This window comes from Saccharothrix sp. NBAS 001, assembly GCF_056640475.1.
Map to the genome: position 1 here is coordinate 4,786,149 of NZ_CM153251.1, position 20,822 is coordinate 4,806,970.

The 20,822-nt window shown below is 73.6% G+C and carries 19 protein-coding genes; 6 read left to right on the forward strand and 13 right to left on the reverse strand.

Features of this window, described 5'->3' with window-relative positions; genetic code table 11:
- Nucleotides 1–17: 17 nt before the first annotated feature.
- From AC0HI0_RS19565 to AC0HI0_RS19580, 4 genes are read right to left on the reverse strand one after another with little or no spacing between them, the layout of a single operon-like run.
- A complete protein-coding gene (locus AC0HI0_RS19565) occupies nucleotides 18–689 on the reverse strand; it encodes a hypothetical protein (RefSeq protein WP_480933808.1) in 672 nt (223 codons plus the stop codon).
- The gene (locus tag AC0HI0_RS19570) at nucleotides 682–1,182 is read right to left on the reverse strand and encodes a WXG100-like domain-containing protein (protein ID WP_480933809.1); all 501 of its coding nucleotides are present in this window, start codon (nucleotides 1,180–1,182) and stop codon (nucleotides 682–684) included. Before AC0HI0_RS19570 ends, AC0HI0_RS19565 begins: the two co-directional genes overlap by 8 nt.
- Nucleotides 1,179–1,508: a hypothetical protein gene (locus AC0HI0_RS19575; protein ID WP_480933810.1), complete on the reverse strand. Its 330-nt coding sequence runs from the start codon at nucleotides 1,506–1,508 to the stop codon at nucleotides 1,179–1,181. Before AC0HI0_RS19575 ends, AC0HI0_RS19570 begins: the two co-directional genes overlap by 4 nt.
- A gap of 20 nt (nucleotides 1,509–1,528) precedes the next feature.
- The gene (locus tag AC0HI0_RS19580; protein ID WP_480933811.1) at nucleotides 1,529–2,362 is read right to left on the reverse strand and encodes a hypothetical protein; all 834 of its coding nucleotides are present in this window, start codon (nucleotides 2,360–2,362) and stop codon (nucleotides 1,529–1,531) included.
- A 399-nt stretch (nucleotides 2,363–2,761) separates the two neighbouring features.
- Here AC0HI0_RS19580 and AC0HI0_RS19585 point away from each other — a divergent pair, with 399 nt between their 5' ends.
- Complete coding sequence (locus AC0HI0_RS19585; RefSeq protein WP_480933812.1) at nucleotides 2,762–4,063, forward strand: M28 family metallopeptidase; 1,302 nt, start codon at nucleotides 2,762–2,764, stop codon at nucleotides 4,061–4,063.
- 132 nt (nucleotides 4,064–4,195) lie between these two features.
- On the opposite strand, the gene AC0HI0_RS19590 is transcribed toward AC0HI0_RS19585, so the two are convergent.
- The 8 genes from AC0HI0_RS19590 to AC0HI0_RS19625 form a co-directional block, all read right to left on the reverse strand.
- Entirely contained in the window at nucleotides 4,196–4,351 is a 156-nt protein-coding gene (locus AC0HI0_RS19590; RefSeq protein WP_480933813.1) for a hypothetical protein, read from the reverse strand.
- Nucleotides 4,352–4,397: 46 nt separating this feature from the next.
- Nucleotides 4,398–4,778: a hypothetical protein gene (locus tag AC0HI0_RS19595; RefSeq protein ID WP_480933814.1), complete on the reverse strand. Its 381-nt coding sequence runs from the start codon at nucleotides 4,776–4,778 to the stop codon at nucleotides 4,398–4,400.
- Nucleotides 4,779–4,857: 79 nt separating this feature from the next.
- Nucleotides 4,858–6,435, reverse strand: a complete 1,578-nt coding sequence (locus tag AC0HI0_RS19600; RefSeq protein WP_480933815.1) for a dipeptide ABC transporter ATP-binding protein — start codon at nucleotides 6,433–6,435, stop codon at nucleotides 4,858–4,860.
- On the reverse strand, nucleotides 6,422–8,704 hold the full coding sequence (locus tag AC0HI0_RS19605) for an arylsulfatase (protein ID WP_480933816.1): 2,283 nt from the start codon (nucleotides 8,702–8,704) through the stop codon (nucleotides 6,422–6,424). Before AC0HI0_RS19605 ends, AC0HI0_RS19600 begins: the two co-directional genes overlap by 14 nt.
- Before the next feature lie 16 nt (nucleotides 8,705–8,720).
- On the reverse strand, nucleotides 8,721–9,518 hold the full coding sequence (locus AC0HI0_RS19610) for an ABC transporter permease (RefSeq protein WP_480933817.1): 798 nt from the start codon (nucleotides 9,516–9,518) through the stop codon (nucleotides 8,721–8,723).
- On the reverse strand, nucleotides 9,515–10,474 hold the full coding sequence (locus tag AC0HI0_RS19615) for an ABC transporter permease (RefSeq protein ID WP_480933818.1): 960 nt from the start codon (nucleotides 10,472–10,474) through the stop codon (nucleotides 9,515–9,517). Before AC0HI0_RS19615 ends, AC0HI0_RS19610 begins: the two co-directional genes overlap by 4 nt.
- Complete coding sequence (locus tag AC0HI0_RS19620) at nucleotides 10,471–12,036, reverse strand: ABC transporter substrate-binding protein (RefSeq protein ID WP_480933819.1); 1,566 nt, start codon at nucleotides 12,034–12,036, stop codon at nucleotides 10,471–10,473. Before AC0HI0_RS19620 ends, AC0HI0_RS19615 begins: the two co-directional genes overlap by 4 nt.
- The gene (locus tag AC0HI0_RS19625; protein ID WP_480933820.1) at nucleotides 12,033–13,220 is read right to left on the reverse strand and encodes an ROK family transcriptional regulator; all 1,188 of its coding nucleotides are present in this window, start codon (nucleotides 13,218–13,220) and stop codon (nucleotides 12,033–12,035) included. Before AC0HI0_RS19625 ends, AC0HI0_RS19620 begins: the two co-directional genes overlap by 4 nt.
- Nucleotides 13,221–13,570: 350 nt before the next feature.
- Between AC0HI0_RS19625 and AC0HI0_RS19630 the strand changes: the two genes are divergently transcribed.
- From AC0HI0_RS19630 to AC0HI0_RS19640, 3 genes are all read left to right on the forward strand, one after another.
- Nucleotides 13,571–14,503: a TauD/TfdA dioxygenase family protein gene (locus AC0HI0_RS19630; protein WP_480934339.1), complete on the forward strand. Its 933-nt coding sequence runs from the start codon at nucleotides 13,571–13,573 to the stop codon at nucleotides 14,501–14,503.
- A 164-nt stretch (nucleotides 14,504–14,667) separates the two neighbouring features.
- Nucleotides 14,668–16,872, forward strand: coding sequence for a hypothetical protein (locus tag AC0HI0_RS19635; RefSeq protein WP_480933821.1), 2,205 nt, complete (start codon nucleotides 14,668–14,670; stop codon nucleotides 16,870–16,872).
- Between the two features lie 75 nt (nucleotides 16,873–16,947).
- Entirely contained in the window at nucleotides 16,948–17,790 is an 843-nt protein-coding gene (locus AC0HI0_RS19640) for a hypothetical protein (RefSeq protein WP_480933822.1), read from the forward strand.
- An 11-nt stretch (nucleotides 17,791–17,801) separates the two neighbouring features.
- Here AC0HI0_RS19640 and AC0HI0_RS19645 read toward each other — a convergent pair whose 3' ends face one another.
- Nucleotides 17,802–19,433, reverse strand: coding sequence for a caspase, EACC1-associated type (locus AC0HI0_RS19645; protein WP_480933823.1), 1,632 nt, complete (start codon nucleotides 19,431–19,433; stop codon nucleotides 17,802–17,804).
- 211 nt (nucleotides 19,434–19,644) lie between these two features.
- Between AC0HI0_RS19645 and AC0HI0_RS19650 the strand changes: the two genes are divergently transcribed.
- A complete protein-coding gene (locus AC0HI0_RS19650) occupies nucleotides 19,645–20,109 on the forward strand; it encodes a hypothetical protein (protein WP_480933824.1) in 465 nt (154 codons plus the stop codon).
- Nucleotides 20,110–20,161: 52 nt separating this feature from the next.
- The gene (locus tag AC0HI0_RS19655) at nucleotides 20,162–20,785 is read left to right on the forward strand and encodes a hypothetical protein (RefSeq protein ID WP_480933825.1); all 624 of its coding nucleotides are present in this window, start codon (nucleotides 20,162–20,164) and stop codon (nucleotides 20,783–20,785) included.
- Nucleotides 20,786–20,822 lie beyond the last annotated feature (37 nt).

The following is a 20,822-nucleotide window of genomic DNA, read 5'->3' on the forward strand; positions in this document are numbered from 1 at the left end:
CCCCTTCGAGGTTCCGGCTAGGCGAACATCGGCCGGCCGCCGGGACGCGGCCCCTGGAAGTCCCAGATCGGCGGCCGGACGCCGTTGCGGGCGAACTCCTGGGCCAGGTTGGACATGTGCTCCGGACCCGGCTGGTAGTGCCCGCTGGCGGCGGTGGCGTAGTTGATCCGCCCGTTGGTGACCGACAGCTCGCCCGCCGACGCCACGGGGTGGCCGCCGGCCAGCGACGAGTGGTGGAACTGGCCCGGCGCGTGGTGGTTGGACGCGTAGATGTTGCCGCGCCCGTCCATCACGAAGATCGCGCGCTGGCCACCCCACGCCGACGTGCCCGACTGGGTGTCGTACAGCGAGCCGTCCCGGGCCCGGCGCAGGTGCCCGTTCTGGTCGATGAACACCCGGTGCGCCTCGCGCTCCTGCGGCGACAGCCGGCGCACCGACCGGCCCGGGAACGGGTTCGCCGGGTGGCGCGGGTCCGTCTCGTGGCGGTACTTGTCCAGCATGGGCTTCTGCCGGTGGTAGCGCGGCGTGGTGTGCGGGCCGGGCGTGCGCGGGCCGCCGCCGTGGTGCCCGGCCGGCCGGTGCCCGCCGCCGCCCGAACGCGACGAGCGGCGCAGCCACTGGACGATCGGCCGGAACAGCCCGGCGTTCCCACCACCGCCACCGCCACCGCGCCCGCCGCGCCTAGCCATTGAGCACCGCGTTGATCGCGATGTCCAGCGCCTGGTCCAGCAGCAGCTTGGTGATCTGCCGGAAGATCGGGATCTCCAGCAGGGACGCGCCGAAGGTCACCACCGCCGTCGCGATGGCCTGCGCGATCTCGATCGCCAACGCGACCAGCTGCACGATCGCGGCCACCTTCAACGCGATCAGCGCGCCGGCGCAGACGTACAGCCCCGCGCCCACCATCGCCGCCGCCGTCGCGCCGTCCTCCAGGTTCTGCTTGGGCGCTTCCCCGCCGTCCCAGAACGCCCGGAACTTCTCGACCGCCTCGGCCGAGTTCTGCGACCACACCGCCTCGGCCTGGCCGTGGGCCTCGCCCACCGAGCCGCTCAGGCGGTCGCCGAACGCGATCCACTCGCCGGCCATGTCGAAGATCTTGCCCTCGTCGCCCTCGGGCCAGGTGAAACCCAGGGTGTTGAGCAGGCCCGCCAGCTCCGCCGGCAGCACGAGTCCGGTGGTCACCCGCCCAACCCCCCGAGCAGGTCGGTGAACAGCCCGTGGTTGGCCTGCTCGACGGCGGTGTACTCCGCGCCCATCTCCGAGAGCTGCCCGCCGGTCTCGGTCAGCACCCCGGCGTTGTCGTCGAAGCACTCCATCGCGACCTGCGAGATGGCCTCGTAGATCATCTGCATGGTCGACCCCAGGTCGTCCTCGCCGAACGGGTTGCCGAACCCGGCCAGCCTCCCGCCGAACGACGCGATTTCACCCGTCAGGCGCTCGGCCGTGCCGGAGAGCTGTTCTCCGGACCGGCTGATCGTGTCACCCGTGAGTTCCAGGTTCCCGGACACTCGTTCCTCCCCCTTCCGAGCTACGGCGCGCCGATGCTCCCCATGATCGACTTCATCTTGTCGGTGTACCCCTGCAATTGCGCCAATCCACGCGTGCGCAACGCATCGGCCTGCGCGGCCAACCGACCGGGGTCGAATCCCCCGGCGTTCTCCGACCGCCCGTCACGCCGTTTGTCGGCCCAATCCCGCAAAGCGGTGTCGGCGGCCTGGCGCGCGCGGTCGTCGAACTGACGATTCGACATCCCGGCGACCGCCGCGGACAGTTCCGCCTTCGACACCGACCCGTCCGGGCCGACCGTGATCCACACGTCGCCGTCCTCGTCCGAACCGCTTCCGACCACCTGCGCGCCCTGGAAGCCGGCGAGCGAGTCACGGGCCGTGCGCAGCGCCGTCGCGGCCTCGGCGAGCAGGGCGTCCGCCCCGCCCGGCGACGGGTCGCCGCGCATCCCGGTCCGGGGCCCCACCTTGGCGATGACGTCGTCCAGCGCCGCCCCGACCTGCCGCATGAACCGGCCGCTCCGCTCGCCGACCTCCTCGACCCGGTCCAGCAGCGCGCCGAGGTCCGGCACGGGGTCCGTGGCCACCGGCGCGGCTCCCCTGGCCAGGGCCAGCGCCGCGTTCACCGCCGCCATCAGGTGGCCGGCCAGTTCACCGGGCGGGAATTCGGCCGGGGCGCGCCGCGCGGCCACCGCCGCGACCCGCCCGCCGACCACGGTCACCTCGACCAACCCGCCCGCCGACCGGCCGACGAATCCCCCTCCGCTTTCCGGCACGACCCCCAGGCCGTCCGCCTCGTTTCCCAGCGACCGCCGGTACTCGGCGAGCCTCTCCTCCGGGCTCGGCCCCCTGTCCACAACGCACCTCCGCGAACTCCGGTTGATCGACAACCATACTGGCCGGCGGAACGGCTCGTAGCCGTTTCGGAACCAACGCCCGAGTTCTTCGCCCATCGGCGGGAAAGCCGCCGACCCCCGGGTGAATGGGCGGACGGGGTGCCGGCGACGTTTTCCGCGACCCGGCCGCGAACATTGTCCAAAACGGCCCTTCGACCGCCGAGGCCCGTGGAGCGTGACGCTGGGTGACGCGAACCGGGGTGTTGCGGCAACGTGGACGTTTAGTCGTAACTGAAACAATAGCGCGTGCAGAGATGTCGCTTTTGCGTCCGAATGTGCTACGACGAACGTCGCTACCGCCGAATTGCCGCAGGCCGCAGGCTCGACAACGGCTATCCCTACACCCCTGCGGAGGCAGCCATGTCCTTCAAGAGGACGACGCCGCTGGCGAGCGCCCTGCTCCTCGCCACGGCCCTGCTGAGCCCACCCCTGGCCTCGGCGGCACCCGGCGCACTGGCCGTGCCCGACATCTCACTGGCCAACGTGCAGGCCCACCTGAACAGCCTCCAGACCATCGCCAACAACAACGGCGGCAACCGGGCGCACGGCCGGCCCGGCTACCGCGCGTCGCTGGACTACGTCAAGGCGAAGCTGGACGCGGTGGGCTACACGACGTCCATCCAGCAGTTCACCTCCAGCGGCGCGACCGGGTACAACCTGATCGCCGACTGGCCGGGTGGCGACGCCAACAACATCCTGATGCTCGGCGGCCACCTGGACAGCGTGAGCGCCGGCCCCGGCATCAACGACAACGGCACCGGGTCGGCGGGCATCCTGGAGGTCGCGCTGACCGTGGCGCGGGAGAACTTCAAGCCCCAGAAGCACTTGCGGTTCGGCTGGTGGGGCGCGGAGGAGCTGGGGCTGATCGGCTCCACCTACTACGTCAACCAGCTGCCCGCCGCCGAGAAGTCGAAGATCAAGTCCTACCTGAACTTCGACATGACCGGCTCGCCCAACCCGGGCTACTTCGTCTACAGCGCCAGCGGCCAGCCCGCCGGGTCACTCCAGCTCCAGCAGACGCTGGAAGCCGGGTTCAGCGGCGTGGTGGCCACCGAGCTGACGTCGGTGGGCGGGCGTTCCGACCACGCGGCGTTCGCGCGGGCGGGCATCCCGGTCGGCGGCCTGTTCACCGGGGCCGAGGTCACCAAGACCGCGGCGCAGGCGTCGAAGTGGGGCGGCCAGGCCGGTGTCGCGTTCGACCGCTGCTACCACAAGTCCTGCGACACCATCAGCAACCTGGACAACACCGCGCTGGACCGGATGACCGACGTCATCGCGTACTCGCTGTGGACGCTGGCCGGCACCGGCACCCCGCCCGGCGGCAAGAAGTTCACCAACGACGAGGACCTGACCCTGCCCGACCAGGCCACCGTCGAGAGTTCGCTGACCGTGTCCGGCGTCTCCGGCAACGCGCCCACGGCGCTCGTGCTCGGCGTGGACATCACCCACACCTACCGCGGCGACCTGGTGATCGACCTGGTCGCGCCGGACGGCACCGCGTTCCGGGTGAAGAACTCGGACAACGACAGCGGCGACGACCTGGTGACCACCTACACGGTCAACGCCTCCGGCGAGGTCGCGAACGGCGTGTGGAAGCTGCGCATCCGCGACGCGGGCCCACAGGACGTCGGCCGGCTCAACAGCTGGTACCTCCAGTTCTGACGTGAGGCCGGCGGCGGTCCCGCCCCGCCGCCGGTCGAGGTCGTCCTCGGTGACCGTGCGCTCCGCCAGGAGGTCCGGTGCCGCGCGGTCGATCGCTCCCAGCCGTTCGCGCTCCCCCCGAGCACCGGGCCGTCACCGCTCCGGTTCGGCCTCGGGGTCGTCCTCCGGCGCGGCGGTGTCGACCGGGTCCGGGTCGGGGGTGGCCTCGCGCAGGTCGCGCGCGATCTCCTTGGCCTCGTCGATGAGCTTGCGGGTGTGGTCCAGGTCGGCCTGGTCGGGTTCGGTCATGGCGCACCTCCCCCACCGGGGTTGCCCGCCCCCACCCGGTCAAACGTCAGCGGTGCCCGCCGTCGACCTGCTCGGTCCACCACCGGGGCACCGGGTGGACGAACCGGGCCAGCAGCACGACCAGGACGAGCCCGAGCACGCCCAGTGCGGCGGCCGGCCACGCCCACGCCCGGCGCGCGCCGAGCGCCGATTCGCAGGTCGCGACGTTCGCGGCCACGTCGGCGGCGCGGGTGCCCTGCGGGTCGTAGGTCACCGAGCCGTGCAGGCCGGTGGCGACGCTGCCGCAGTCGACCTCCCGGCCGTGCGCGCCGTCCACCCCGATGGTGATCAGCAGACCCGCCCCGCCGGCCAGCAGCAGCAGGCCGGCGACGATGGTGAGCGCGGTGTGCAGGTATGGGTTCACGGTGAACTTCGCGCGGCCCGTCACCCCTGCATCCTCCACCGGTGACGGGCCGGTTGTCGCCTGGAATCTTCCGGTCCGCCTCCGGTCCGCGCGGGCCGCCCGGTCACGCCGGGACGTCGGCGAGGCCGGCGCGGCGGGCCCGCTGGGCGGCGGGGTCGGGCAGGGGCACGGCGTCGACCAGGCGTCGGGTGTAGGCGGCGGTGGGGGTTCGGAGGACTTGGTGGTGAGGGCCTTGTTCCACCACGTGGCCGTTGTGCAGCACCGCCACGCGGTGCGCCAGGGAGTCGACCACGGCCAAGTCGTGGCTGATGAACAGGCAGGCGAAGCCGTGTCGCTGCTGCAGTTCGGTCAGCAGCGCCAGGATCGACGCCTGCACGGACACGTCCAGGGCGCTGGTCGGTTCGTCGGCGATCAGCAGGTCGGGGTCCAGGGCCAGGGCTCTCGCGATGCCGACCCGTTGGCGTTGGCCGCCGGACAGCTCCCTGGGTCGGCGGTCGGCGTAGTCGGCGGGAAGCCTTACCGCGTCGAGGAGTTCGGTGACCCTGGCGCGGTGGTCGCCGGGTTCCCGGTGCACCCGCAGCGGTTCGGCGATGCAGTCGGCGATGGTCATCCTGGGGTTCAGCGAGCTTCCGGGGTCCTGGAAGACGAACCCGAGCCGGCGGCGCGCCGACCGCGGCTCGGTGTCCAGCACGGTCGCGGTGCCGGCGGTCGGCCGCAGGACGCCGGCCGCGACCTTGCCCAGGGTGGACTTGCCCGAGCCCGATTCGCCGACCAGGCCGACCACCTCGCCCCTGGCGACGTGGAGGTCCACAGTGGACAGTGCGGTGAAGTCGCCGTACCGCACGGTCACGCCGTCGAGCCGCAACGCGTCGGTGGACGTGTGCGGCGGCGCCGGGTCGCGGTGGCCCAGCCTGGGGACGGCGGCCAGCAGGTCCCGGGTGTACGCGCGGGCGGGGCTGGTGAACAGCTCGTCGACCGGGGCCTGCTCGACCAGCTCGCCCTGGTGCATCACGGCCACCCGGTCGGCCAGGTCGGCGACCACGCCCATGTTGTGGGTGATCAGCAGGATCGCGGTGCCCAGGCGGTCGCGCAGGTCGCGCAGCAGGGCGAGGATCTCGGCCTGCACGGTCACGTCCAGCGCCGTCGTGGGCTCGTCGGCGATGATCAGGTCGGGTTCGTTGGCCAGCGCCAGCGCGATGACCACGCGCTGCTGCTGGCCGCCGGAGAGCTGGTGCGGGTAGTGCCGCACCCTGGCGGCCGGGTCGGGGATGCCGACCAGGTCGAGGAGCCGCACGGCCTCCAGGCGCGCCGCCCGCTTGGTGAGCTTGCGGTGCGCCCGGAGCACGGCGGCGATCTGCCACCCGACCGTGTGCACGGGGTTGAGCGCGGTCGCCGGTTCCTGGAAGACCATGGCCACCGAACGGCCGCGCACGCCGCGCAGGGTCTCCTCGTCGGCGCCCACCAGTTCGCGCCCGCCCAGCAGCACGCTGCCGCCCACCCGGGCCGTCGGCGGGAGCAGGCCCAGGACGGCGCGGGCGGTCACCGACTTGCCGGAGCCGGATTCGCCCACCAGGGCCAGGACCTCGCCCGGCGCGACGGTCAGGTCGATGCCGCGCACCGCCCGGACGTCGCCGAACGAGACTTCCAGGCCGGAGATCGCCAGCAGGTCAGTCGTAGACACGTTCGGCCTCCGCCCACAGTCGTGCCACCAGCTTCGGGTCGTAGTCGGCCTGCTCCCCCGGTTCGTAGCGGACCCGGTGCAGCGTGCCGGTGAACGGGAACGTGCGGTCCCGCACGTGCGACGCCCAGTCGACCGGGCCGCCCCGGTCCGCGCCGACGCTGATCCCGGTGAACGGGGCCAGGCCGATCAGCTGCGGCACCGGTTCGAGCGACGCCGCGCCGGAACCGGTCTCCAGCACGAACCTCCAGCGGAACCCGGGCAGCGCCTCGGCGCGCAGCACCACGCGGGCCGCGCCTGCCGGGACCGGAATCGGTGTGGTGCGGTGGATGTCGCCGTAGGCGTTGTAGGTCAGGTGGGCGTGGCCGTCGTCGACGTGCACGACGTACCCGCCGCCCTGGTCGCCGTGCGCGAACAGCACGCCTCGGTCGCCGGCGGTGGTCTCGACGTCGGCGAACGCCGTGAAGGAGCGGAACTGGACGAGTTGCGCCGAGCGGTAGCGTTCCAGCAACGGGGTGCCGGGGTAGAGGTCGACGGGGCGTTCGAGGCGTTCGTCGGAGGGCCTGCGCCGGGACGCGGCGGGGCCGTGGTCGGTCAGCGGGAAGACCGCGTTGTGCCACGCGGCGGCTTCCCAGGCGGCGGCCAGTTCGGCCAGTTTCGCCGGGTGCTCGGCGGCGACGTCGGTGGTCTCGGTCGGGTCCTCCGCGACGTGGTACAGCTCCCACTCACCGTCGTCGTAAGGGGTTCCGGGGCGGTGCCGGGTGACGATCTTCCAGCCGTCCGCGTAGTAGCCCCGGTTCCCGCCGGTCTCGGTGTACTGGGCGGTGTGCGCGCTGACCGCGTCCGGCGACCGCAGGACCGGGACGGCGCTGGTGCCGTCCTGCTCGGCGGCGGGCACGCCGTGGCGGTGCGTCGGGCGTGGCACACCGGCGAGGTCGAGCAGGGTTGGCGCGACGTCGGTGACGTACACGTACTGGTGACGCAGCCCGGGTTCGAGCCCGGCGGGCCAGTGCACGATGAACGGCGTGCGCACGCCGCCCGCGTAGGTGTCGAACTTGTAGAGCCGGAACGGGGTGTTGGACGCCTGCGCCCACCCGCGCGGGTAGTGGACGGTGGTCTGCGGGCCGCCCAGCAGGTCCAGTTCCCGCGCCACGTCCCGCTCCCAGTCCCCCGGCACCCCGGGCACGTGCGCGAACTGGCTGAAGTAGCTGCGGGTGCCCTCCACGCCGCCCTCGGCGGTCGCGCCGTTGTCGGAGGTGAACACGATGACGGTGTCGTCCAGTTCCCCGTGCCGCCGCAGCGCCTCGACGATCCGCCCCACGCTCTGGTCCACGTTGGACAGCGATGCCGCGTAGACCTCCATGTACCGGGCGAAGAGTTCCTTCCGCTCCGGCGACAGGTCGTCCCACGGCGAGACGTCGGCGTTGCGCGGCGGCAGGACCGTGCCGGGCGGGAACAGGCCCTCGGCGAGCTGCTTGGCGAACCGGCGGGACCGGATGACGTCCCAGCCCTCGTCGTAGCGGCCCCGGTAGCGGTCCAGGTCCTCGGGTTTCGCGCCGAGCGGTCCGTGCATCGCGTGGTGGGCGAAGTACAGGAAGAACGGCTTGTCCGGATCGTTGGCGCGCAACGTGTCGATCATCCGCACGGCCCGGTCGGTGAGGTCGTCGGTGAGGAAGTAGCCGTCCGGGTAGTCGCCGTCGTACGGGCTGTTGTCCCACACCAGCCGGTGCGGGTGGTGCAGGTTGGTCAGGCCCTCCAGGCTGCCGAAGTACCGGTCGAACCCGCGCTGCACCGGCCACGACGACCGGTCCGCCGCGTCGTGGCTCGCCGCGTCGCGGGTCAGGTGCCACTTGCCGACCGCGAACGTCGCGTAACCCGCCTCCCGCAACGATTCCGCGAGCGAGGGGGCGTCGTCGGGCAGCTGGAACGAGTACGCCGGGTAGCCGGGGTCGGCGTTGGCCGGGAACGCGAACCCGGCGCGGTGCGGGTTCAGGCCGGTGAGCAGGGCGGCGCGGGACGGCGAGCACAGCGGCGTGGTGTGGTAGTTGGTCAGCCGCAGGCCGCCGGCCGCCAACGCGTCCAGGTTCGGCGTCTCCACTTCGCCGCCGTACGGGCCGATGTCGGCGTACCCGAGGTCGTCCACCAGCACCACGACGACGTTCGGGCCGCGCGGCCGGCGCTCGGCGGGCCACGCGGGGCGCGAGGTCGCGAACGTGCGGCCGATCCGGCCCGCGAAGCCGTCGTAGCCTCGGGCGTGGGGTGGGAGGGTCATCGGCGGTGGTCCTTTCTCAGCCCCGCGCCGCGTTGGCGGCCTGGGCGATCAGCTGGAAGCCCAGCACCAGCACGGCGGTCACGGCCAGCGGGCCGAGGGCGAACAACGGGTTGAGGTCCAGGTAGCGCAACGACGTGGTGAGCACCGCGCCGAGCGACGGGTCCGGCGGGCTCACGCCGATGCCCAGCACGCTCATGGCGCCCTCGATGAACACCGCGACGGACATGGACAGCGCGAGCTGCACGACGACCGGCTCCAGCGAGTTCGGCAGCACGTGGGTGCGCAGCACGTGCCCGCGCCCGCCGCCGATCACCTCGGCGGCGGTGACGAACCGGGCTTCCCGCACCCGCAGCACGGCCGCCCGCAGCAGCCGCCCGAAGATCGGGATCTCGACCGCCACCACGACGATCACCACCGACGTCGTGCCCGGCCCGATCACCGCCGCCAAGCCCACCGCGAGGATCAGCTGCGGGAACGCCAGCAGCACGTCGAACAACCGCTGCACGGCGACGTCGAGCGCGCTCGCGAACGTCGCCAGCGCGCCGATCGCGCACCCGATCAACGCCCCGAGCGGCACCGCCGTGAGGCTGATCAGCAGGTCCACCCTGATCCCGGACAGCAGCCGGGCCAGCACGTCGCGGTTGAGGTCGTCGGTGCCCAGCGGGTGCGCGGCGGACGGCCCGAGCAGGTTGGCGTCCGGGATCTGCTCGTACGGGTCCCACGCCACCAGCAGCGGCCCCACCAGCCCGGCCAGCACGACCAAGCCGACCAGCACCAGCCCCACCAGGCCGCGTCCGCGCAGCAACGCGTTCACCGCTTGCCGCCCAACCGGATCCGGGGGTCGAGCGCCGCGTGCGCCACGTCGGTCAGCAACTGCACGACCACGAACACCGTCACCGACAACATCAGCAGCACCTGCACCACCGGGTAGTCGCGCCGGGTGACGCCCTGCTCGACCAGCAGACCCAGGCCCGGCCAGGCGAATATGGACTCCACCAGCACCGCACCGCCCAGCAGTGCCCCGGTCTGCAAGCCCAACGTCGTCACCGCGACCGGCAACGCGCCGCGCAACGCGTGCCGCACAACGATCTCCCGCCCGCGCACGCCGGCCGCGCGGACCGTCGTCACGTAGTCCTGGCGCAGTTCGCCGCGCAGCGTCTCGGCGAGGAACCCGGTCAGCACGCCCGCCACCGGCAGCGCCAGGCACACGGCGGGCAGCACCAGGTACTGCGCGGTGATGTCGACCCGGTCGAGCAACCCGGCGGGCGGCACGCCGCCGGTGGGCAGCAGCCGGAAGAAAACCCCGAACACCAGGATCAGCACCACGCCCGTGACGAACGTCGGCAGCGCCACCGACGCGGTGTGGAAGCCGGTCAGCAGCCGGTCCACCCACGGGTTGCGGGTCGCCGCCCACACCGGCCCGAGCACCAGCGCGGTCAGCACCGCCAGCAGCAGCGCGGCCAGCGTCAGCGCCGCGGTGTTGCCCAGCCCGTCGGCGACCAGCGCGGCGATGTCGCCGCCGATCAGGAACGACCGCCCCAGGTCGCCGGACAGCAGCCCGCCGACCCAGTGCGCGTACTGGGTCACCACCGGCTGGTCCAGGCCGAGTTCGGCGCGGATCGCGGCGACCGCCTCGGGCGGCGCGTCGGCACCGGCCAGCACGGCCGCCGCGTCGCCCGGGATGGCCCGGATCAGCAGGAAGATCAGCACCGACGCCAGCCACAGCACGACCAGTGCCGAGGGCAGCCGCCGCACCAGGTAGCCGATCACGTCAGGTGCGCCTTGCCGAGGTCCAGCTCCCGCCGCCGGGACCAGTCCACGCCCTGCAACGCGTCACGCGCCACGAACTGCTCCAGCACCACCCCGATCTCGGCCAGGAAACCGCCCTCCAGCAGCTGCTCGGAGACCTCCCGGTAGGCGGCGACGGCCTCGGGGCCGGTGGCCGAGGGCAGTTTCCACGCGGCTTCGGCGGCGGCGGTGTAGTCCGGGGAGGAGAAGTGCGAGGCGTTGCGGCGGGCGTTGAACGGGTAGGCGCTCACGGTCAGCGTGGCCGGCGAGAGCTGCGCCCACGAGTGGTTCGTGGTCCACAGCCCGGAGAACTGCGCGCCGATCAGCTGCTTGACGAACTGGGTGGAGTCCACCGGCTCCAGCTTCACCGCGATCCCGGCCTCCGCCAGGTTGTTCTGCACGATCTGGGCGATGGCGGTGAACACCGGGTCGTTGCCGACGTACGCGAGCGGGATCTCCGGCAGCGGCGCGCCGTGCTCGGCCAGCAGCGCCTTGGCCTTGCCCACGTCGCGCCGGTAGCGGCCGTCGAGTTCCTTGTCGTAGGCCGGACTCGTGCGCGGCCACGGCAGCGACGTGGAATACCCCCTGTCCCGGAACACCTCCTTGATGATCCGGTCGCGGTCGAGGGCGTAGGCGACGGCCTGGCGGACCTTCGGGTCGTCCAAGCCGGGCGCGGTCACGTTCAGGCCCACGTACGCCTGGAGTTCCGCGCCGTCCAACGCGATCGCGCGCAGGCCGGGCGTGGACGCGGCGGACTCGACGTCCCGGTAGCCGATGCCGCGCGCCAGGTGCACCTGCCCGGACTTCACCGCCGCCAGCAGCGATTGGCCGTCCGGCACGACGCGCACGTGCACGCCGTCCAGGTACGGCGCGCCGTCCCAGTAGTCGGCGTTGCGGGTGAACTTCAGCTCGGTGTTGGGCCGCCACGACTCGAACGCGAACGCGCCGGTGCCGACGAACCGCTTGCCCGACGCGATGTCGCCCGCCGTCTCGGAGTCGATCACCGGCACCGTCTCCAGCAGGTCGAACAGGTTGCTGACCGGGTGTTCCAGGCGCAGCACGACCTGGTCGGGCGCGGGCGTCTCGACCGCGGTGACGATCTTGGCGGTGCTCAGCAGCTGGCCGTTCCACTTCGGGTCGGCGTAGGCCGCCAGCGAGAACTTGACGTCGGCGGAGGTGAACGGCCGCCCGGTGTGGAACTTGACGTCCTTGCGCAGCTTGAGGGTCACCGTCCGGCCGCCGTCGGAGGCGGCCCACTCGGTGGCCAGCGCCGGTTTCGGGTCCAGGCCGTCGCGGTCGTAGCGGACCAGGCTGTCGTAGACCAGGCCGACCAGGGTGGTGATGGCGACGTTGCTGTTGGTGAACACGTTGGCGGGCACCAGGTCCAGGTTGACGCCGATCTCGGCGACCCCGCCCGCCCTGGGCGCGGCGGAGGTGTCGCCGGCCGACGTCCGCGCGTCCACCGCCGACTGGCAGGCCGTGGCGGCGAACAGCAGCGTGGCCCCGGCGAGGGCCTTGAGCGTCGCACGTCTGGTCAGGTTCATCGGGCGGTTGCCTTTCTGGCGTCGTCGAGCAGGTCGAGCGGGTGGTCGAACAGGCGGTTGAGCAGGCCGGTGCACGCGGCGGTGGCCTGGAGCGCGGGGCCCAGCCGGGTCACCGAGACGATGTCCGCGCCGGGCAGGGTCGTGGTCTCGGCGAACGCCCGCAGCAGGTCGGGCAGGCGTTCGGCGGGGTCGGTGACGGCCTGGCCGCCGAGCACCACGCGGTCCGGGTTGAACGCGTCGCGCAGCAGCCCGACCGCGCGGCCCAGCGCCGCGGCCCGGTCGGACAGCAGCCGCCCGGCGGTGCCGTCACCGCGCTGCGCGGCGGCCCGGACCAGCCGGATGTCGGGTTCGGCGACCACGCCCGCGCGGACCGCGCGCTCGGCGACCGTGCGGTCGGCGACGGTCGCCTCCAGACAGCCCGTCGCCCCGCACGGGCAGCGCGCGTCACCGCCGATCGGCAGGTGCGCGACGCTGCCGCCACCGCCGGGGCCTCGGTGCAGCGCGCCGTCCACGGCGAGCGCCACGCCGACCACCTCGCGGGCGTAGAAGTAGAGCAGGCTCGACACCCTCGGCCCCCAGCCGAACAGCAGTTCGGCGTTGGCCATCGCGGCGACGTGCCCGTCCAGGTGCACCGGCAGGCCGGTGGCGCGGTGCAGCAGGTCGGCGGCCGGCACCCGGTGCCAGCCCAGCCGCTCGTGGTCGAGCAGGCCGCGCGCCGAGTCCACCAGGCCGCCGGTGGCCAACCCGATGCCCACCACCGTGCGGCCCGCGCGGCGGCGCAGGAACGCCCGCACCTTGCCCGCGATGTGCGCCAAGGCGTCCTCGGCGCTGCCGCCGGGCGTGGGGATCTCCTCGGAGTCGAGCAGGGTGCCGCGCAGGTCGGCCAGGCCGTAGGTGGTCGTGCTCACGCCGATGTGCACGCCGCACGCGGCGAACACCGTCTCGTCCAGCGCGATCGGCACCCTCGGCCGGCCGATCGCCCCGGCCGGCACCAGGTCCGGGAACTCGCGCAGCAGCCCGACGTCCATCAGCGCGGCGACCTGCCGGCTGACCGTGGGCATGCTCAGGCCGGTGTGCTCGCCGATCGCGGCGCGCGAGAGCGGGCCCTCCCGCCGGATCACCGCGAGCACGGCGGCGGCGTTGGCGGCGCGGACGCCGGGGCGGGCGCGCGGGGTCTCGGTCACGGGGTCTCGATCATGGTGGCGGAACCTCTCCGACGGTCCTCGGGCAGCACTCGGACGCCCGTTTTCGTTCGGGCGGGCAAGGAAGTCTCGGGGGCCGGCGGACGGCCGGCGCGGAAGGTCAACAACAGCGGTGCACAGCCGAAGACTCCGTGTGTCCACTTCGGAAGTCAACGACGTCCGGGATATGGAATCCCGACGGCCACTTATTTTCAGTGCTTGACGGAACCTTGTTGGCGCGGCCGGGCCGTTCGTACCGTCGAGACGCGGGCCGGGTCCCGCTCTGGCGGCCGCGAGTGCGCGGCGCGAACCGTTCAGCCGAAGGGAACACCGTGAGCGTGTCTGTGGAAACCGTGCAAACCCCGGAGACCGGGGAGACCCAGGGAACCGCCGTGTCGGTGGCGCGACTCGGTTCGGCCATCGGCGCGCGGATCGACGGCGTGCGCCTGGGCGGCGACCTCGACGCCGGGACCGTCGCGGAGATCCGCGCGGCGTTGCTGGCCAACAAGGTCGTCTTCTTCCGCGACCAGCACCACCTGGACGACGCGGGCCAGCTCGCGTTCGGGAACCTGCTGGGCACGCCGACGCTGGCGCACCCGACCGTGCGCGGGCGCGACAACGCCAACGTGCTGCCGATCGACTCCGACTACGGCAAGGCGAACAGCTGGCACACCGACGTGACGTTCGTGGACCGGGTGCCCGCGATCAGCATCCTGCGGGCGGTGCACCTTCCCCCGTACGGCGGCGACACGACGTGGGCCAGCACCGTGGCGGCGTACGAGACGCTGCCGCCGTCGCTGAAGGCGTTGGTGGACAACCTGTGGGCGGTGCACACGAACTCCTACGACTACGCGGCGAACATCGACGAACTGCGCGTCGGCGGTGTGGACGTGAAAGCCGAGGAGTACCGCAAGGAGTTCGTGTCCGACCTGTACGAGACCGAGCACCCGGTGGTGCGCGTGCACCCGGAGACGGGCGAACGCGCGCTGCTGCTCGGGCACTTCGTCAAGCGGCTGGTGGGTTTGTCCTCCACCGAGTCGCAGGCGGTGTTCCAGTTGCTCCAGCAGCGGGTCACGCGATTGGAGCACACCGTGCGCTGGCGCTGGCAGGACGGCGACGTGGCGATCTGGGACAACCGCGCCACGCAGCACTACGCCATCGCCGACTACGACGACCAGGCGCGCCGGCTGCACCGCATCACGCTCGCGGGCGACGTGCCGGTGAGCATCGACGGCACGTCGAGCGTGGTGCGCAAGGGCGACGCCACGCACTACTCGTCCTTGTGACCGCCCGGGGCACGGGCGGGCGGCGTCCGTGCCCCGGGAAGTGGCGGCGTGCGGTGCTTCCGTGCGTGCGGCGGCGGTGGGACGCGCCGTGCCCGGCGGCGTGATCGAGGGTCGAACCCCGGTGTTAGTGTGCGGCCGAAAGGCACTCCGGGGGGAGGTCGTCGGTGGATTCCGCGGAGCAGGACGTGTGGGTGTCGCTGCGCGAAGCCCAGGCCATGGAGCACACCGGGACCCGCACCGGGCTGCTGGCCGAGCTGGTGCTCCGGGCCGACGCCGGGGACGTGCGGCGCGCCACCTACCTGTCCCGCCGGCTGCTCGCCGACGCCCACCGGGTCGACGGGCGGTGGGACGAGGTGTTCCGGCTGTTCCGGGAGTGCCTGGACGAGTACGACCACCGGCCGTGGCGGTTCGACGACGAGGACGAGGGCTCGCTGCTGGCCTGGCACGCGTGGCTGGTCGGGTGCATGGTCGACTTCCCGGACATCTCCCTGGTGGAGATCACCGCCGCGCTGGACGACGTGCAGCGCCGGTTCACCGCCGCCGGGCGGGGCCTGCACGAGGTGCACGCGGCCCGGCGCGGGGTGGCCGTGCACGTCGGCGACTGGGACACCGCCGAGCGCGCTTTCCAGCGCTGGGCGGACACCGCCGGGACCACCGGGGACGACCGGTGGCGGCGGCTGGTCGAGGTGGAGCAGCTGCTGGCGCGCGGTGACGCGGCGTCGACGGCCCGCGCGCACGAGCTGGCCGGGCCGGTGCTGGCCGACCCGTCCGCCGTCGACCGGGTCGCGGTGCTCGCGCGCGGCCTGATGCTGCTGCCGGTGGCGCACACGGGCGCGTGGCAGCGGGCCGCCGTGCTCTACCGGCGGCTGCTGCGCGGGATGTCCGGCGAGTTCCACTCGCTGGAGGAGCACGGCCGGGTCGTGGAGTTCTGCGCGCTGACCGGCAACGAGGACGCGGGCGTCGACTGGCTCGGGCCGATGCGCGGCTTCCAGGCGCGCCGCCGCCCGCTGGCCACCATGGAGTTCGCCGCAGCGGTCGCGGTGCTGGCCCGGCGGATGGTGGAGCTGGGCCGCGGCGACGCCGAGCTGGACCTGGGCGACGACCCGAACTCGGGCACGTTCCGGGTGCTGGCCGACCGGATGCGGCGGCTCGCGCTGGACCTGGCGGACCGGTTCGACCGGCGCAACGGCACGTCCGCGCAGGGCGACCGGGTGCGCGCCCGGCTGGCCGCCGCGCCGCTGGTGGACCACCTGCCGCTGGCGCCGACCACCCGCCGGCCGCTGCCCACCCTGCCGCCGCCGCTGCCCGCCCGGGGCCTGCTGGACCGGGCGGAGTGGCACGACCTGCGGTCCGAGCCGGACGAGGCGCGGGCGTGCCTGGCCGCGCTGCCCGCCGACCTGCCGGAGCCGCTGGCCGCGCGGGAGGCGGAGCTGCGGGCGAAGTTCTTCCAGAGCGGGCGGACCGAACCCGAGCTGTGGTGGGCGGCGGACGTCCACCGCCGGCACGGCGACCTGCGCCGGGCGCTGCTGGTGCACTGCTGGCTGGGCTTGTGGATCGTGGCCGAGGGCCGGTCGGCGGACGGCGCGGCGCTGACCGCCCGCGCGGTGGCGCGGCTGCGCGAGCTGGGCGACGACGTGGCGTGCGCGTGGGGCGAGCACTGGTCGGCGTACGTGGCGGCGGCGCGCGGCCGGACCGCCGAGGCGGAGGAGGCGGTGCGGCGCGGGTTGCGGCACGCGACCGGCGACCCGCTGGCCCGGGGTTCGCTGCTGCTGCTCGACGCGTCGCTGTTCCCGGACCGCTCGGTGTGGTCGGCGACCGCCGCGCTGACCGCGTTCGTGGACGCGGACGCGCCGGAGAAGGCGCTGGAGGCGTTGGCGCGCCTGGAGGAGGCCGACGCCCACCGGGACCTGGTGGACCCGCTGCTGGCCCGGCTGGCGGGCCGGCGGGACCGGCTGGTGGGCCGGCTGCGCTACCTGCGGGCGTGCGCGCTGATCGACGCGGGCCGGCTCGCCGACGCGGCCGACGACCTGAACGAGGCGATCGGCCAGGCGTCGCTGCGGGCCGGCGGCGCGACCGTGGAGCAGTGGTACCGGCTGGCCCTGGCCGACGACGCGGCCGGGCGGCACGAGGACGCGGTGGACGCGGGTCTGCGCGCGGCGGCGTGGCTGGACCACCTGCGCGACACCGAGGACGAGGGCTGGGCGGAGTGGGCCGACCACGCCCGGTACCTGGTCGCGGAGAACTTCGGGCGGCTCGGCGACCGGTCGGCGGCGCTGCGCGAGTACCGCCGGGTGGCCGACGGCGGCGGTCCGCTGGCCGCGTCGGCCTTCGTGGCCGCGAGCGGGCTGCTCGACGCCGGGCAGGGCTGAGATCCGGGAGATCCCCGATGCGCGCCGGCCGCCCCACCCCTAACGTGTAGGCACACTACATATCAAGGGGGAAGCATGCGACTGGCTCTGACCGTGGCTCTCTTGGCGTCCCTGGTGTTCTCCGGCGGCACCGCCCGCGCGACCGGGTGCTCCGCGCCGCCGGACACCGGGTTCGTGGTCGACCCGGCCACCGCCGTCTCACCGGTCGGCGAGCCCCGGCCCGCCGACGGCCGCACCGCGCGCCGGGTCCGCGCGGGCGTCGACAACGTGGTGGCCTGCCTGAACTCCGGCGACCACGTGCGGGCCGCGACGCTGTTCACGCCGCACTTCGTCAGCACGTTCATGGGGCAGCACGCCTACCGGGACGTGCCCGCCGTGCTGGGCGGCCTGCGGATGGACCACCTGCGGCTGGGCCGCGTCGAGGTCTACGCCGACGGCAGTTTCGGCACCGAGGCGCACTACCTGGCCCACGGGCACCGGCTCGCCCACGAGCGGTGGTTCTGGTGGCCCGACCAGGACGGCTTCTTGAAGGTCAACGGCCTGCGCCCGCTGCCGTCCCCGGTGCCGCCGCACGCCGCGGAGATCACCGTCGAGCTGGGCGAGTACTTCTACCGCCTGGACCGCGACCGGGTGTGCGCGCCGCGCGGCGACGTCGTGCTGCGCCTGCGCCAGGTGGGCCGTGAGCACCACGAGGCGATCGTGTTCCGGCTGCCGCCCGGGGCCACCGCCGAAGACCTGTTCGCGGGCCGCATCCCGGCGGGCGGCATCCGGACCGTCGGCCAGGACAACGGGGCCGGGGAGATCTCGCTGACCCGCCTGGCCCCCGGCGATTACACCCTGATCGACTTCACCCCCGGCCCGGACGGCCGACCGCACGCCCTGCTCGGCCAGACCGCCCGCTTCACCGTCGCCTGCTGACCGCGCGGGCGTCAGCGGGACGGCTGGTCGCCGGCGAGGTCGAGGTAGAACTCCGCGATGCGGCTCAGGCCCGGTCCGTCGGCGGAGACCCGCTCGGCCCGGCTGCGGCCGGAGACCTTCGGGTGGCCGACCACGCGGGTGAGGGCCGGGAGGGCGGCGAAGTCCTCGCCCAGGCCCAGGGCCAGCACGGTGAGCGCGACCGGCGCGCCGTCGGTCAGCGCGTCGAACGCGCCGGTCCACTCGTCGTTGGTGTCGGTGGGCCAGCCGTCGGTGAGGAACACGACCACGACGTCGTCGGCCAGGTCCGCGACGTCGTGGTCGATCCGTTCGCGCAGCAGGGCGAACGCGGCGGCGTAGGAGGTCGCGCCGCCGGCCCGCAACGCCGGCACCGGCGCGGACCCGTCGGACAGGGCGTACGCGGTGCGGGCCCCGGTGCCGAAGTCGATCAGGCCGAACCGGAGCAGGCGCCCGCCGCGCGGGTCGTCGCGGATCCGCCGCAGGATCTCGGGGATCGCGGAGTTGACCGCCACGATCTTCGGCCCCGCCATCGACGTCGAGACGTCCACCACCAGGTACAGCGGGAGCACGCGGTCCGGCGCTGCCGGGGCTCGGCGCGACGCGGCGGCCACCGGCGGCAGGACGGCGGCGGGCGACTCGGCGGCGCGCAGCAGCTCCCGGGCGCGTTCGGCGACGACGGGCGCGTCCTGCGCGGCGATGAGCTGCAACCTCTGGTGGGCGGCCAGGACCTGGCCGGGTTCGGCGGACGACAGCCACTCGCCCAGCGTGCGCACGCCGCCCTCGCGCACGAACGGCAGCGGGCTCTCCAGGCTGGTGCGCAACGACTCGGGCAGCGGCGCGGGCACGACCGCCGCGCCGAACGGGTTGCGGGCCAGGATGATCGCGTCCTCGCCGCGCAACAGCCAGCGCTGCGGGGTCTGCGCCGAGGCGTCCTCGCGGACCCGGTCGGCGGCGTACTGGAACGCGTCCTCGACGGTGATGTAGCCGGTGTTGTCGCGGTCCGCCGCGCCCGAGCGCAGACCTTCGACCAGCGCGGCGGTGAACACCGAGCCGCCGTTGCGCCCCAACGCCTCGCCCTCGAACGAGTACTCGGTGGCGCGCGACGCCGTCAGCACCGCGCGGCCGCGCCCGCCCGCCAGCCGGCGCTCCAGGTCCACCTCGGTCTCCGACGCCTTCGCGCCGCGCTCGAACGCGCCGCTGAAGCAGCAGTCCAGGATCAGCACCTGCCGGCCGGCGCGGCACTCGTCGAGCCGTTCCAGCAGCCAGCGCGCCTCGACCGCGGTGGACGGCAGCCAGTCGCGATCGGTGTCGGTGACCGCGAAGTAGAGCCGGCCGCGCGCGTCGAGCAGGCCGTGACACGACAGGTAGACCACGACGAGTTCGTCGAAGGCGCGTTCGGCCAGGAACCGGTCGACGGCCCGCCGCACCTCGGACTCGGTGCCGTCGGGCACCACCGTGACGTCGAACCCGCCGATCTCCGGGTCGCCCAGCACCTCGGTCATGCCGGTGGCGTCCACGACGGGCGCGCGCAGCTTGGCGAGCCGCTCGTCCGCGTAGACGCCGTTGGTCAGGACCAGGGCGGAACGCGGGTCCTTCGGCTTGGGCGCCGGATGACGCAGGCGCACGCGGTCCCCCTCCCCTGGTGTCGGGACGTGAGGGTATCCGGGCGGCGCGCGGGTCCCGCCACGACGCGGCCGTCGCGGGGTCGTGCCGTCGCGGGACTGCTCCGGGCGGGTGAACGGGACCGGGGCCGGAGTAACGGACGCGGGCACGTCCGGTATATCTCCGAGCGAGCCCGCCGCACCCGGTGGCCCGGACTGTCGCGAAGGACGAGGTGTGACCGGATCAGTCGGCGCGGTCGTCGCGGAGGAGTACGCGCCGTCGCTGGTGGAGCGCGGTTTCTGGGCGTGGGTCGTGCTCGCGCTGGCGGCGGCCGTGGCGTTGGCGGTGATCGTGCTGCGGTACGCGGCGCGGATCCGGCGGCGGGACGTCCGGGGGCTCACGGTCATGGTCACCTCGCGTGGCGAACGGGGCTTCCTGATCGCGCCGAGCGTGCGGTCCCAGCGGTTCCGCTTCACCGTCGAGATCGCCGAGGACGGCAAGGTCGCGCTGGCGCACGCGCCGGACGAGGAACCCGCCTACGAGATCTTCCGCACGGAGTCCGGCGTGCGGCTGCGGCACGTCGACGGCCGGACCCTCGCCCTCGGCCTCTACGAGACCGTGTCGGTCGGCCCGGACCTGGAGCTGTTCTACGGCAACTCGGACGCCCGCCGGGCAGCGCCCCGGGCAGTCCGCCGATGACACCGGGAACGGCACCTGTCGCGCCCGGGTACGCGACAGGCGGAGGCCGATCGTGAGCACGCCCCCGAACCTCCTCTCCCTGGCGAGCGCGCTGCGCCTCGCGAAGTCCTCGACGGACGCGGCCCGCGCGCTGGCCGCGATCGAGGAGGCCGGCCCGCCGAAGACGCCGCAGATGCGCGCGCGGATGCGCGAGACGCTGCTGGACGCGACGTTCGTCCAGGGCACCGAGGACGACCCCGCGCCCGTCGACGTGATCGGCGGGCAACTGCCCGGCGTCTACTCGGCAGTGGCCGGGCTGTGCCTCGGTGACCACGCGGAGGACGCGTCCCCCCACGACGAGAGGTCCCTGACCGCGCTGCACGCGGTGATGCTGGACGAGAAGGTCTCCGCCGGTCTGGTCGAGGAGCTGGTCCGGCAGGTCGTGGCGGCGGGCAAGGCGGAGCTGGTCACGCACGTGATCGGAGTCCTGGAGCTGCGGAAGCGGGGGGTGCGGGTGGAGTCGCCGCAGTGGCGTCCCGCCCCGTACGAGGAGCAGCCCCCGACCCTGGTCCACCCCCTCTACCCGCCGCCCGAGGTGCTCGGTTGGCGCGCGCTGGTCGCCAGTACCCGGGTACTGGTGCTCGGCGGTCTGCTGCTGTTCCTCGCCGGGTTGGTGCTGGGCCTGCTCCAGTACTGAGTGTGCAACTGGTTGCACAGCAGGTCGTTGCATACTA